The sequence below is a fragment of the Neobacillus sp. WH10 genome, assembly GCF_030123405.1.
Lineage (GTDB): Bacteria > Bacillota > Bacilli > Bacillales > Cytobacillaceae > Neobacillus.
On record NZ_CP126110.1, the window covers coordinates 1898916 to 1912215 of the forward strand.

15 protein-coding genes and 1 other annotated feature are annotated in these 13300 nt (G+C 38.2%); all 15 genes read left to right on the plus strand.

Annotated features, from left to right (window positions below; all coding sequences use genetic code 11):
• Window positions 1-44 precede the first annotated feature (44 nt).
• The 15 genes from sigE (at window position 45) to QNH20_RS09100 (ending at window position 13179) form a co-directional block, all read left to right on the plus strand.
• The gene (gene sigE / locus QNH20_RS09030; protein ID WP_283922558.1) at window positions 45-764 is read left to right on the plus strand and encodes an RNA polymerase sporulation sigma factor SigE; all 720 of its coding nucleotides are present in this window, start codon (window positions 45-47) and stop codon (window positions 762-764) included.
• A gap of 169 nt (window positions 765-933) precedes the next feature.
• The gene (gene sigG, locus QNH20_RS09035) at window positions 934-1713 is read left to right on the plus strand and encodes an RNA polymerase sporulation sigma factor SigG (protein WP_283922559.1); all 780 of its coding nucleotides are present in this window, start codon (window positions 934-936) and stop codon (window positions 1711-1713) included.
• A 95-nt stretch (window positions 1714-1808) separates the two neighbouring features.
• Window positions 1809-2078 carry a YlmC/YmxH family sporulation protein gene (locus tag QNH20_RS09040; RefSeq protein ID WP_283922560.1) on the plus strand — a complete coding sequence of 90 codons (270 nt, stop codon included), beginning with the start codon at window positions 1809-1811 and terminating at the stop codon, window positions 2076-2078.
• Window positions 2079-2140: 62 nt separating this feature from the next.
• On the plus strand, window positions 2141-2971 hold the full coding sequence (pgeF, locus tag QNH20_RS09045; protein ID WP_283922561.1) for a peptidoglycan editing factor PgeF: 831 nt from the start codon (window positions 2141-2143) through the stop codon (window positions 2969-2971).
• Entirely contained in the window at window positions 2968-3645 is a 678-nt protein-coding gene (locus QNH20_RS09050) for a YggS family pyridoxal phosphate-dependent enzyme (RefSeq protein ID WP_283922562.1), read from the plus strand. Before pgeF ends, QNH20_RS09050 begins: the two co-directional genes overlap by 4 nt.
• Window positions 3646-3656: 11 nt before the next feature.
• Entirely contained in the window at window positions 3657-4118 is a 462-nt protein-coding gene (locus QNH20_RS09055; RefSeq protein ID WP_283922563.1) for a cell division protein SepF, read from the plus strand.
• Window positions 4119-4123: 5 nt separating this feature from the next.
• On the plus strand, window positions 4124-4387 hold the full coding sequence (locus QNH20_RS09060; protein WP_283922564.1) for a YggT family protein: 264 nt from the start codon (window positions 4124-4126) through the stop codon (window positions 4385-4387).
• Between the two features lie 31 nt (window positions 4388-4418).
• Window positions 4419-5192 carry a YlmH family RNA-binding protein gene (locus tag QNH20_RS09065; RefSeq protein ID WP_283922565.1) on the plus strand — a complete coding sequence of 258 codons (774 nt, stop codon included), beginning with the start codon at window positions 4419-4421 and terminating at the stop codon, window positions 5190-5192.
• 84 nt (window positions 5193-5276) lie between these two features.
• Window positions 5277-5792 (plus strand): DivIVA domain-containing protein, encoded by a 516-nt coding sequence (locus QNH20_RS09070; protein WP_283922566.1) that lies wholly within the window; start codon window positions 5277-5279, stop codon window positions 5790-5792.
• Between the two features lie 51 nt (window positions 5793-5843).
• Window positions 5844-6087: a binding site (T-box leader), on the plus strand.
• Window positions 6088-6160: 73 nt separating this feature from the next.
• On the plus strand, window positions 6161-8932 hold the full coding sequence (gene ileS / locus QNH20_RS09075) for an isoleucine--tRNA ligase (protein ID WP_283922567.1): 2772 nt from the start codon (window positions 6161-6163) through the stop codon (window positions 8930-8932).
• A 145-nt stretch (window positions 8933-9077) separates the two neighbouring features.
• A complete protein-coding gene (locus tag QNH20_RS09080; protein ID WP_283922568.1) occupies window positions 9078-9362 on the plus strand; it encodes a hypothetical protein in 285 nt (94 codons plus the stop codon).
• Window positions 9363-9584: 222 nt separating this feature from the next.
• Window positions 9585-10094 (plus strand): signal peptidase II, encoded by a 510-nt coding sequence (lspA, locus tag QNH20_RS09085; protein ID WP_283922569.1) that lies wholly within the window; start codon window positions 9585-9587, stop codon window positions 10092-10094.
• Window positions 10066-10977: an RluA family pseudouridine synthase gene (locus QNH20_RS09090; RefSeq protein WP_283922570.1), complete on the plus strand. Its 912-nt coding sequence runs from the start codon at window positions 10066-10068 to the stop codon at window positions 10975-10977. The genes lspA and QNH20_RS09090 overlap by 29 nt, the downstream gene beginning before the upstream one ends.
• Before the next feature lie 182 nt (window positions 10978-11159).
• Complete coding sequence (pyrR, locus tag QNH20_RS09095) at window positions 11160-11702, plus strand: bifunctional pyr operon transcriptional regulator/uracil phosphoribosyltransferase PyrR (RefSeq protein WP_283922571.1); 543 nt, start codon at window positions 11160-11162, stop codon at window positions 11700-11702.
• A 166-nt stretch (window positions 11703-11868) separates the two neighbouring features.
• Window positions 11869-13179 (plus strand): solute carrier family 23 protein, encoded by a 1311-nt coding sequence (locus QNH20_RS09100; RefSeq protein ID WP_283922572.1) that lies wholly within the window; start codon window positions 11869-11871, stop codon window positions 13177-13179.
• Window positions 13180-13300: the final 121 nt, after the last annotated feature.

Sequence of the window (13300 nt, forward strand, 5' to 3'; positions counted from 1 at the left end):
TAATACTATACTCAGAAAAACATTTTTTAGAAGGAGGAACATGCATGAAAAAATGGAGACTTCGCTTATCCTATTATTGGTATAAGTTGTTAATTAAATTGGGTATAAAAACGGATGAAGTTTTTTATATTGGCGGAAGCGAAGCCTTGCCGCCTCCTTTAAGTAAAGATGAAGAAGAGATGTTATTAAAAAAACTGCCTGTTGGTGATAAGGCAGCAAGATCGATACTAATTGAACGAAATCTTCGACTTGTTGTTTACATTGCTAGAAAGTTTGAAAATACAGGTATTAATATTGAGGATTTAATCAGTATTGGAACAATTGGATTAATCAAAGCGGTAAATACCTTTAATCCGGAAAAGAAAATTAAACTTGCTACATATGCATCAAGATGTATTGAAAATGAAATTCTCATGTACTTACGACGAAATAATAAGATAAGATCAGAAGTATCTTTTGATGAACCGTTAAACATTGATTGGGATGGTAATGAACTATTATTATCCGATGTATTGGGAACGGATGATGATATAATTACAAAGGATCTAGAAGCGAATGTGGACAGGAAGCTGCTGACAAAAGCATTGCACCAGTTATCCGACCGTGAAAAGCAAATTATGGAGCTCCGGTTTGGTTTAATGAATGGAGAAGAAAAAACACAAAAAGATGTAGCAGATATGTTAGGTATTTCCCAGTCCTACATTTCACGATTAGAAAAGAGAATAATTAAAAGATTAAGAAAAGAATTTAATAAGATGGTATAAGAAAAGTAAAAAAAGAAATTTTTTTCCATTAAAAAACCCTATGATATCTTGACTTAATTGCATATTTCGACATTTATGCATCTGTCTATGCTCATGGACAGGTGCATATTTTTCCTTCTCAAGGAGATACTGTTTTTTGTACAGCAGCTCCTGTGAGGAGGGAAAAGGATTGACTCGAAATAAAGTTGAAATTTGCGGTGTAGACACATCAAAACTTCCTGTTTTAAAGAACGAAGAAATGAGAATACTCTTCAAGCAAATGCAAGAGGGCGATATTAGTGCTCGTGAAAAGCTCGTCAACGGTAATTTACGGCTTGTCCTAAGTGTCATTCAGCGGTTTAACAACCGAGGCGAGTTCGTTGATGACCTGTTTCAGGTTGGCTGTATCGGACTAATGAAATCAATTGATAACTTCGATTTAGGTCAAAATGTAAAGTTTTCCACTTATGCCGTACCAATGATTATAGGAGAAATTCGAAGGTATCTGCGTGATAATAACCCAATTCGTGTTTCTCGTTCATTAAGGGATATCGCCTATAAGGCCCTTCAGGTCAGAGAACGTTTAATGAGCGAAACCTCACGTGAACCGACTGCTGAAGAAATCGCAAAGGTTTTAGAAGTACCACATGAGGAAATCGTCTTTGCTCTTGATGCTATACAAGACCCCGTGTCCTTGTTTGAGCCGATTTACAATGATGGCGGCGACCCAATATATGTGATGGATCAATTAAGTGATGAAAAAAATAAAGATATTCAGTGGATTGAAGAAATAGCTTTAAAAGAAGGGATGCGAAGACTTAACGAACGAGAAAAATTAATTTTACGGAAGCGGTTTTTTCAAGGAAAAACACAGATGGAAGTGGCTGATGAAATTGGGATATCTCAAGCCCAAGTTTCCCGCCTTGAAAAAGCAGCTATTAGACAAATGAATAAAAATATCCAAAGTTAAAGCTGCCCTTTCTGGACAGCTTTATTTTTCTTTATAAATATATTTTCAACTGCCATCATATAGTTATTATAGTAATGTAATTGGGAGTGGTGCAGGTGGTTAAGATTTCAGAATTCCAGATAAAAGATGTCGTGAATGTCTCGGATGGTAAAAGACTAGGGAATATTGGGGATATCGAGATTAATTTAACAACAGGAAAAATTGAAGCGGTCATTATCTCCGGCAGCGGCAGGGTACTAGGTTTTTTTGGAAAAGATGAAGATATAGTCATTCCTTGGAAAAATATCATTAAAATTGGACAGGATGTTATATTAGTAAGGTATAAAGGTACTGTGGAACGAATAACAGAAGAAACAGAAGTTTAACAATTGCGGTGACCAAATTTTCTTTTCGTGGTAAACTATAGAAAAACATAAGAGGTATTGAAATGGAACCCTTTGTTTTAAAAAATCAGTCCTATTTAACAATTGAAAACTGGATTAGGCAATATCCAGAATTAATTGTCGGTTTTACAACCAAAAGTGGAGGTACGAGCAAAGGAGTCTTTGAATCGCTTAACCTAGGCTTTCATGTTGGTGATAATCGCTCAAATGTTTGTTCAAATAGAGAAATAGTGGCTGACTTGCTTAATTTCCCTCTAAGTCATTGGGTTGGGGCAGAACAAATACATGACATTGTATTGAAGAAGATTACAAAAGCAGATCGTGGATATGGGTCCAATTCCTATGACAATTCCTTTAAAGGTACTGATGGTTTTTATACAAATGAAGAGGGCATCCTGCTAACGCTTTGTTTTGCTGACTGTGTCCCTCTTTTTTTTATTGCACCTGAAAAAAAGATGATTGGTACGGCACACGCTGGTTGGAAAGGGACAGTTGGGCAAATCGCAAAGCAAATGATATTGGCCTGGGGCAGAGAAGGAATTCAACCTGAACAGATTTTTGTTGCTATTGGACCGTCTATTTGTGAAAAATGTTATATTGTAGATGAGCGCGTTATTAACTTTGTGGATAAATTACTAGAAGATGAAGCAGTAATACCCTATAATTTAGTTAATGAAGGGCAATATTCATTAAATTTACGTGAATTAAACAGGCAAATTCTTCTCGCTGCGGGTGTTCCAGATAAAAATATTCTCCAGACTAAATTTTGCTCTAGCTGTAACAATGAGGAATTTTTTTCTCACCGCCGCGATAAAGGTAAGACTGGAAGAATGCTGAGCTTTATTGGCTGGAAGGAGACTGTGGATCGTTTATGAGAGTTGCTGAAAATCTAAAACAAATTAGTCAACAAATAAATGAAGCATGCCTAAAAGTACATCGGACAGCTGATGAAGTGAAATTGATTGCTGTAACAAAATATGTTAGTACGGAAAGAGCAAGAGAAGCGCTAAATGCAGGGATAAAAAATCTCGGTGAAAATCGTGATGATGGGCTGCTTGAAAAGTGGAAAGTATTAAAGGACAAGCCCCATTGGCACTATATTGGTACACTTCAAACACGCAAGGTAAAAAATATTATTGATAAGGTCGATTATATTCATTCTTTAGATCGTCTATCACTTGCTGAAGAAATCAATAAGCGAGCAAATCATAAGGTAAAATGTCTCGTACAGGTCAATATTACTGGTGAAGAATCAAAGCATGGCTTATCCCTTGATGAAGCAATTTCTTTTATTGGTTCACTGCAGCCATATGAAAATATTAGTGTGGAAGGTTTAATGACAATGGCACCCTTAACAGATGATGACCAGATTCTTCGCGATTGTTTTCGAAAACTAAGGGAACTTCGTGATCAAGTTCAAGCCTTACATTTAAATTTCGCGCCTTGCACAGAACTGTCGATGGGAATGTCGAATGATTTTACAATTGCTATTGAAGAAGGGGCAACAATGGTTAGAATAGGCACAGCACTTGTAGGTGAAAATGGTTAGGAGAGAAAAAAATGAAGATCAAATCAAAACTAAAAACATTTTTCTTTTTAGATGATGAATATGATGATAACAATGATGAGGATGTAGAGGCGGTTGAGCCAATAAAACAAAAACACCAGCCAGTGAAAAGTCAAAATGTTGTTAGTCTTCAAAGCGTACAAAAGTCTACAAGTTCTGCAAATGCCGGTAAGTCGTCAAAGGTAGTATTAGTGGAGCCTCGAGCTTATTCAGAGTCAACTGAGATTGCCGATCAACTAAAAAACCGCCGTGCTGTAGTAGTGAACCTGCAGCGCATTGATAATGAACAAGGCCGGCAAATTATCGACTTTTTAAGCGGGGTAGTCTATGCCATTGGAGGAGACATTCAAAAAATCGGTTCAAGTATTTTTTTATGTACTCCTGATAATGTAGAGGTGTCTGGGAATATTTCAGAGTTATTCTTTGACCATGAAAATCAAAATACAAGGTGGTAATGTAAATGGCATTTGTTTTTAATCTATTACAGCAGATAATCACGATTTATTCTTGGGCATTAATTATATATATATTAATGTCATGGTTTCCAAATGCAAGAGAATCCTCAATTGGTCAATTCTTAGCAAGAATCTGTGAACCATATTTAGAGCCATTTAGAAAAATAATACCACCAATTGGGATGATAGATATTTCTCCAATTGTTGCCTTTCTTGTATTAAACCTAGCTGTAAAAGGGCTGAACAGTGTTTTCTTATGGCTTATTTAAGAATTAATTAATTTAGGTTGTGTTTTCATTAATGAATATTTATCAGCATTTCAGACCGGAAGAACGAGAATATATAGACCAGGTATTACATTGGAAAACTTATGTTGAGACACAATATAACCCTAAACTAACAGATTTTCTGGATCCAAGAGAGCAGCATATTCTCAAAATGCTAATTGGAGAAAATGGCGAGGTAAGATACAAGCTTTTTGGCGGCAGTCATGATGTAGAACGAAAAAGGGCTTATATTTTCCCAGAGTATTTGACTGCAAGTGAAAATGATTTCCAAATTTGCCTCTTTGAAATTGATTATCCCGCTAAGTTCGTGACAATTGAACACAGACAGGTTTTAGGGACACTTATGTCTTTAGGGTTAAAGCGAGGGAAGTTTGGTGACATCCTTATGAAGGATGGGAAGATCCAGTTTTTCTCTGCGAAGGAAATAAGTGACTATATAAAAAGCAATGTCGAATCGATCGGCAGGGCTGGGGTAAAATTGGTTGAAACAAATATTGCAAATGCCATTGTCGCAAAAGAATTATGGGAAGAGCGGGATTTAACAGTATCTTCATTACGTCTGGATACTGTCATATCTGGTATTTATCAAGTATCAAGGCAAAAATCCCTAGTGTTTATTCAACAGGGACTTGTTAGAGTGAACTGGACATTAATCGAAAATCCGTCATTTATTTGTGAAGCTGGAGACATGATTTCAGTAAGAGGATTTGGAAGGGCAAAACTGATCGATGTTGAGGGTAAAACAAAAAAAGAAAAATGGCGAATTAGTGTCAAGAAACAAAAATAATTCATTAAAAAGCAGGATTTTCGAAAAACTTGTCGAATATTTGCTTATACATATAGAAGTACAGATTGTATGGAGGTGGCATCAATGCCGTTAACGCCGTTAGATATTCATAATAAAGAGTTTAATAAAGGTTTTCGCGGGTACGATGAAGATGAAGTGAATGAATTTCTTGATCAAGTCATTAAGGATTATGAACTAGTACTCAGAGAAAAAAAAGAAATAGAAGAGCACTTGAAGGAAATGAAAGAGCGTCTTGCCCATTTTGAGAATATAGAGGAAACACTTAACAAATCAATCGTTATTGCTCAAGAAGCAGGTGAAGATGTAAAACGTAATGCCCAAAAGGAAGCAAAGTTAATTATTAAAGAAGCCGAAAAAAATTCGGATCGGATTGTAAATGAATCTTTATCGAAAGCGAGAAAAATCGCGCTTGAAATTGAGGATTTGAAGAAGCAGTCAAAAGTGTTTCGAACACGATTCAAAATGTTGATTGAAGCTCAACTTGATATGCTGAATACGGATGATTGGGATCATTTGTTAGAATATGAAATAGATGCATCAGAGTTAAAAATTCATCAAGAAGAGGATTCCTTAGCTTGACGAATTGTGTTTTATTAGCATATAATTTTTAAACATAAGTTTATAGAATGGAAATTGACGATGAAAGGGACAGTACAATTTTTCTAATGCTTTATGAAGCGAGCTGGGGATGGTGAAAGCCCGGTAAAGCTGAAAAGTTGGAAGATCACCCTCGAGTTCCAAACCGAAACCCAAGTGAATGGGCAGTAAGCTTTGGCGTGTTATTCACGTTACGAATGGTAAAGCGGATAGAGCGATTTTAAATCGGCTATCTATCAGGGTGGTACCGCGGGAGTCAAACCTTCTCGTCCCTTTTTTAGGGATGAGAGGGTTTTTTTATTTGAAATTTCTGTTTCACTTTATTTACAGATATTCAGGAGGAAGAAAAAATGGAGTATAAAGATACGTTATTAATGCCGCAAACTGAATTTCCAATGCGTGGAAACCTTCCCCAAAGAGAACCTGAAATTCAGGCAAAATGGGAAGAAATGAATATTTATCAAAAGGTACAAGAACGGACGAAGGGCCGGCCGATGTTTGTCTTACATGATGGTCCTCCATACGCCAATGGGGATATTCATATGGGTCATGCTCTAAATAAGATTCTAAAAGATATGATTGTCCGCTATAAATCAATGAGCGGCTTCCATGCCCCATATGTCCCTGGCTGGGATACACACGGACTGCCGATTGAACAGGCATTAACCAATAAAGGTGTCAAACGAAAAGAAATGACGGTTGCTGAATTCCGCGAGCTTTGTACAAAGTATGCTCTTGAACAAATTGATAATCAGCGTACCCAATTTAAGCGTCTCGGTGTTCGCGGTGATTGGGAAAATCCATACATTACCCTTAAGCCTGAATACGAAGCTCAGCAAATAAAAGTATTCGGTGAAATGGCTAAAAAGGGCTATATTTATAAAGGTCTAAAACCTGTTTACTGGTCCCCGTCAAGTGAATCAGCATTAGCGGAAGCGGAGATTGAATATCAAGATAAACGCTCGCCATCGATCTATATTGGCTTTAAGGTAAAAGATGGCAAAGGTGTTCTAGATACTGATACACAAATTATCATTTGGACAACTACCCCATGGACAATTCCTGCGAACCTGGGAATTTCCGTTCATCCTGACTTAGCTTATGTGGTGGTTGAAGTAAATGGCAGTAAATACCTAGTTGCAGAAGCTCTTTTAGAGGCAGTAACGAAGGAAATTGGCTGGGAGAATGCTGATGTAATCCAAAAGGTCAAAGGTGTGGAGTTAGAAAATATCGTAGCTTCCCATCCGTTATATAATCGTGATTCATTAGTCATGTTAGGTGAACATGTTACGACTGACGCTGGAACAGGTTGTGTTCATACTGCTCCAGGTCATGGGGAAGATGACTTCTATGTTGGTCAGAAATATGGCTTAGAAGTTCTTTGCCCTGTTGACGATAAAGGTGTAATGACTAACGAAGCACCTGGTTTTGAGGGCCTATTTTACGATACGGCAAATAAACCAATTGTACAGGCTCTAAAAGAAGCTGGAGCCCTATTGAAGTTATCATTTATTACTCACTCTTATCCACATGATTGGAGAACAAAGAAACCGGTAATTTATCGTGCAACAGCTCAATGGTTTGCCTCCATTAAAGACTTCCGAGATGATTTGCTTGAGGCAGTTAAGGAAACTAAGTGGGTACCTGCTTGGGGAGAAACAAGACTATTTAATATGGTACGTGACCGCGGCGACTGGTGTATTTCCCGTCAGCGTGTTTGGGGTGTACCGATTCCTGTTTTCTATGCAGAAAACGGTGAAGAAATTATAACCGATGAAACAATTAATCATGTATCTAATCTATTCCGTGAGCATGGTTCGAATATTTGGTTTGAACGTGAAGCAAAGGAATTATTACCAGAAGGCTTTACCCATCCAGGAAGCCCTAATGGCACATTTACGAAAGAAACGGATATCATGGATGTTTGGTTTGATTCAGGTTCATCACATCAAGCCGTACTCCTTGAAAGAGATGATTTAGTACGCCCTGCTGACCTTTATCTTGAAGGTTCAGACCAATACCGCGGCTGGTTCAACTCTTCCTTGTCAACGGCAGTAGCAGTAACAGGCAAAGCACCATATAAAGGTGTCCTAAGCCACGGCTTTGCTCTTGATGGTGATGGCAGAAAAATGAGTAAGTCACTCGGTAACGTCGTTGTCCCAGCGAAAGTAATGAATCAATTAGGAGCTGATATGTTACGACTCTGGGTTGCTTCCGTTGATTATCAGGCAGATGTTCGTGTCTCCGATGCAATCTTGAAACAGGTTGCCGAGGTTTATCGGAAAATCCGTAATACCTTCCGCTTCCTGCTTGGGAATTTAGCAGATTTTGATCCCGCAGTAAATAAGGTTGCTTATGAAAACTTGCGTGAAGTTGATCAATTTATGCTTGTAAAATTAAATAAGCTGATTAAATATGTTCGCAATGCCTATGAAAATTATGAATTTGCAGGCATTTACCATGCAGTTAATAATTTCTGTACACTTGACCTAAGTGCTTTCTATCTTGATTTTGCAAAAGATGTTTTATACATTGAAGCAGTTGACAACCACGAGCGCCGTGCGATTCAAACTGTTTTATATGAGTCGCTGCTAGCTCTAACAAAATTAGTTTCGCCAATTCTTTCACATACTGCAGATGAAGTTTGGAAGTTCATCCCTAATGTCCAAGAAGAAAGTGTCCAATTAACCGACCTTCCAGAATATCAGGAGCTTTCGGGTGCGAAAGATCTTGAAGAAAAGTGGACGGCATTTATGAAGCTTCGTGATGATGTATTAAAGGCTCTTGAAGAAGCGAGAAATCAAAAAGTAATTGGTAAATCATTAACAGCAAAACTGACACTTTATGTTAATGATAAATCGAAGGCACTATTAGATTCGATTGAAGAGAATCTGAAACAGCTGTTTATCGTCTCAGCATTTGAAGTGGCCGGACCGTATGAGGAAGCTCCTACAAATGCGCTTAAATTTGAAACAGCAGCTATCATAGTTACCAAGGCTGAAGGTGAAACATGTGAACGCTGCTGGATTGTGACGCCAGATGTAGGTCAAGATTCAGAGCATAAAACCCTTTGCCCTCGCTGCGCTGATGTTGTAAAAGAAAACTACTCACATTTAGCATAATAAGAAAGCCCTGAGTTAACCTCGGGGCTTTTTCATTATTTATCCTCTAACGCTAATTGTTGTTGATGTTGTCAAATGTTTTCCCGATTCAGCTGGTTGCTGTCGGAAATAATAAGACAAATGACAAACAACGGAGGTAACAACTATGAATCCCATGCAGGAACAGCTGTTTTTGGAACTCCGTCAAACGCAAGCAGAAATTGAAAAATCGCTTAAAAACCAACAAAAGCAAGCTTGGTTAACTTCTATTCTGGAAGAAGAGCTTGAAGACGTTGATGCAGCGTTAAGAAAATTTAACGTTGGAAATTTTGGTAAATGTGAAATTTCTGGTGAAATGATCCCAGATTATTTATTAAAAATGATCCCTACATTAAAGTCGATAAAAGATTCTGAAGATTTAGAAATATATTACAAAAAACCATTTTGCTAGCTATTTTTAGAATGTTACATTGTTGTTTCGCGCTAAAGTATGCTAAAATGCTAAGAGTATGAAAAGTGGAAGCCACGGTTTAGCGATGTATGGACTGACCGCTCACGACAGAGATAAAGAAACACGGTGATTGATAGTGATTCGATCTTAACTTATCGTAAGGCGGGAGTGAATCAGTACACTATTCGCAGGGCGCTGGAACTAGACAGTTAGTTTAGGTTGATGTGGAGGTATTTCTTAGTGTTTTATTACTTAATCGCTATTTTTGTTATTTTATTAGACCAGATTACAAAATGGTTAATTGTTAACAACATGTATTTAGGGGAAAGTATCACCATCATTGATAAAGTTTTGTATATTACTTCACACCGCAATCGTGGAGCAGCATGGGGAATCCTTCAAGGTCGAATGTGGTTCTTTTATGTAATTACGATTGCCGTCATTATCGCAATAATGTATTATCTTCACAAAGAAGCAAAGGGTAAATGGTTATTAGGAGTATCATTAGCTTTTATGCTTGGGGGGGCTGTTGGTAATTTTATTGACCGTGTCCTTCGTAAAGAAGTAGTCGACTTTATTCATACGTATATTTTCAGCTATAACTTTCCGGTCTTTAATATTGCGGATTCAGCTTTAGTGATCGGTGTTATCCTGCTGATGATTCAAATGTTGCGTGATGAGAGAGAAACAAAGGAGAAAACGTATGGAGAAAATGGAACACACCATTCTTGAGGTGCAAAAAGGTGATCGGATTGATAAGGTTATCTCTGGACTAAATGAAGAATGGTCACGAACACAGGTTCAGCAATGGATTAAGGATGGAAATGTCCTAGTAAACGGGCAAACTGTAAAGACCAATTATAAATGCAGCCTTAATGATCAAATTGACATCCTCATTCCAGAGCCAGAGGAACTGGATGTAATCCCTGAAGAACTTGATTTAGAAATACATTATGAAGATAAAGATGTCTTAGTTGTAAACAAACCGCGGGGGATGGTTGTTCATCCTGCACCAGGTCATATGTCTGGAACCCTTGTTAACGGCTTAATGGCACACTGTAAGGATTTATCAGGTATTAATGGAGTGTTAAGACCAGGTATAGTTCACCGTATTGATAAAGATACCTCAGGTTTGTTAATGGTTGCTAAAAACGATATTGCACACGAAAGCCTTGTGAACCAATTAGTTGAAAAAACAGTTACCCGAAAATATAAAGCAATTGTTCATGGGGTCATTCCTCATGACTTTGGGACGATTGATGCCCCGCTAGGCAGGGATACAAAAGACCGTCAAAGCATGGCAGTTGTTGATAACGGAAAGCATGCCGTTACCCATTTTCAGGTGCTGGAGCGTTTTAAAGACTTTACTTTCGTGGAGTGCCAATTAGAAACAGGAAGAACCCATCAAATACGCGTTCATATGAAATATATTGGCTATCCGCTTGCCGGTGACCCAAAGTATGGTCCCAAAAAAACACTTGATATTGACGGACAAGCCTTGCATGCAGGTGTCCTTGGATTTACCCATCCTCGGTCCAACGAATATTTGGAATTCGAAGCTCCACTCCCAGTGGAATTTGAACGATTGCTTGATCAACTCCGAAATAATCGTTGACGTGAGCTAATTTTTAAAGTAAACTAACTATAGTTTAATAAGCCTTTAATTCGGTCCAGTGAGGCTGAGAAGGAAACGGTTAAAGATTGTAGGCAATCTATGCCTATATCATGTACATTAACTTGTCCACCTCTCGCCAAAACTGGTGAGAGGTTTTTTATTTTAAAAAAAGAAGGTGTAATATGAACCAAAAAGCACTTGTTCTTGATGAACAGGCAATCGGAAGAGCGTTGACAAGGATTGCCCACCAGATTATTGAAAAAAACAAAGGAATCGATGATTGCCTGCTGGTTGGTATACGAACGAGAGGTATTTTCCTTGCAGAAAGACTTGCGACAAAAATTGCTGAGATTGAAAAAAAGACAATTCCAGTTGGTGAATTAGATATTACCCTTTACCGTGATGATTTAACGAAAAAAACAAATAACCAAGAACCACTTGTAAAAGGTTCAGATATCCCAATTGATATTAGCGAAAAAAAAGTCATTCTTGTTGATGATGTTTTATATACAGGCAGAACTGTCAGGGCAGGTCTTGATGCATTAATGGATATTGGGCGGCCAGCAGCGATACAACTAGCGGTGTTAGTGGACCGGGGCCATCGCGAACTGCCAATCCGTGCTGATTATGTTGGAAAAAACATTCCAACATCAAATGAAGAAAAGATTGTGGTCGAGCTTGCTGAAGTGGATCAGCTTGATCAAGTAAGTATTTTTGACAAGTAAATAGCAACCCTTTTAAATGCAGTCCCGTGAGGCTGACAAAGGGGAAAAAGCCGCTTGTTTTATCCGGCAATTTCTAAACCCTCTTTGTACCTCTACGGACAAAGAGGGTTTTTTTATTAAAAAAGTGTAAAGATAAAAAATAAATCAGTAAACAGGGGAGATTAGAATGACCAAAAAACCCATCTTAGACGTATCAGATAAACCAAACCTATCTCAGTGGCTTACATTAAGTGTTCAGCATTTATTCGCGATGTTCGGAGCAACGATCCTTGTCCCTTATCTTACTCACTTAAGTCCGGCGATTGCTTTAATTTCAAGCGGACTAGGAACATTGGCATTCTTATTAATCACAAAATTTAAAGTCCCAGCCTATCTTGGTTCTTCGTTTGCTTTTATTACACCTGTTATTACGGCTAAAGCCGGAGGGGGTCCTGGAGCAGCTATGGTTGGAACCTTCCTGGCTGGTCTAGTCTATGCGATTGTCGCTCTAATTATCAGCCAAGCAGGACATCGCTGGATTATGAAGCTTCTGCCGCCCATTGTGGTCGGACCTGTAATCATAGTTATTGGTTTGTCTGTCGCCCCAACAGCAGTGGGGATGGCGATGAATAACCCAGCAGGAAAGTATAGTATGCTTCATTTCTCTGTTGCGTTAGTCACTCTTGCTGCAACGATCATCTTCTCGATTTTTGCTAAAAAAATATTAAGCATTATCCCGATATTAGCAGGCATTGTTGTTGGTTATATTTACGCATTAATAGTGGGAATCGTTGATTTTGGACCGGTCATGAAAGCTGATTGGTTTGAAATGCCGGAATTTATAATTCCATTTGTCAGCTATAAAGTGAAATTCACATGGGACATTTTCTGGTTAATGGTACCTGTAGCCGTAGTTACCATTTCTGAACATATCGGGCACCAGTTAATCCTTAGTAAGGTAGTCGGTCGGGATTACATTAAAGAACCAGGCTTACATCGTTCCATCCTAGGTGACGGAACAGCAACAATAATTTCAGCATTGGTCGGGGGACCGCCAAAAACCACTTACGGTGAAAATATCGGCGTCCTTGCGATTACTCGGGTTTATAGTGTGTACGTACTGGCAGGTGCAGCAGTATTAGCAATCATCTTCGGATTTGTCGGCAAAATTACTGCTTTAATCCAAACCATTCCAACACCTGTTATGGGCGGTGTCTCCATCCTTCTGTTTGGTATTATCGCTTCCTCAGGATTAAGAATGTTAGTCGATAGTAAAATTGATTTTGATGATAAACGGAACTTGGTAATTGCATCTGTGATTCTGATAATCGGAATTGGCGGGGCCATCCTTAAGCTGCCTATTAAAGATATTCAAATCCAAGGAATGGCGTTAGCGGCAATCTTAGGTGTAGTGTTAAACCTTATTCTTCCAGGCGGACAACCAGTGAGTGATGACATATTTGGAGAGGAAACAAAAGAAGACCAAAAAACAGCATAACAAAGTTACCTTTTAACTAAGTCCAGAGAGGCTTAAAAGGGTGTTAAGCTAATAAACCAGGTTGATAAAAATGGTTTAGCTTGGATTCAATGCACCCTGATAAATAATTCAGGGTGCATTT

Coding starts and splice junctions, on each gene's coding strand:
- pgeF (WP_283922561.1), top strand. CDS start 2,141: ATGGAACCCTTTGTTTTAAAAAATCAGTCCTATTTAACAATTGAAAAC.
- QNH20_RS09080 (WP_283922568.1), top strand. CDS start 9,078: ATGAATCCCATGCAGGAACAGCTGTTTTTGGAACTCCGTCAAACGCAA.
- QNH20_RS09070 (WP_283922566.1), top strand. CDS start 5,277: ATGCCGTTAACGCCGTTAGATATTCATAATAAAGAGTTTAATAAAGGT.
- QNH20_RS09050 (WP_283922562.1), top strand. CDS start 2,968: ATGAGAGTTGCTGAAAATCTAAAACAAATTAGTCAACAAATAAATGAA.
- lspA (WP_283922569.1), top strand. CDS start 9,585: ATGTGGAGGTATTTCTTAGTGTTTTATTACTTAATCGCTATTTTTGTT.
- QNH20_RS09090 (WP_283922570.1), top strand. CDS start 10,066: ATGGAGAAAATGGAACACACCATTCTTGAGGTGCAAAAAGGTGATCGG.
- ileS (WP_283922567.1), top strand. CDS start 6,161: ATGGAGTATAAAGATACGTTATTAATGCCGCAAACTGAATTTCCAATG.
- QNH20_RS09100 (WP_283922572.1), top strand. CDS start 11,869: ATGACCAAAAAACCCATCTTAGACGTATCAGATAAACCAAACCTATCT.
- pyrR (WP_283922571.1), top strand. CDS start 11,160: ATGAACCAAAAAGCACTTGTTCTTGATGAACAGGCAATCGGAAGAGCG.
- sigE (WP_283922558.1), top strand. CDS start 45: ATGAAAAAATGGAGACTTCGCTTATCCTATTATTGGTATAAGTTGTTA.
- QNH20_RS09055 (WP_283922563.1), top strand. CDS start 3,657: ATGAAGATCAAATCAAAACTAAAAACATTTTTCTTTTTAGATGATGAA.
- QNH20_RS09065 (WP_283922565.1), top strand. CDS start 4,419: ATGAATATTTATCAGCATTTCAGACCGGAAGAACGAGAATATATAGAC.
- QNH20_RS09060 (WP_283922564.1), top strand. CDS start 4,124: ATGGCATTTGTTTTTAATCTATTACAGCAGATAATCACGATTTATTCT.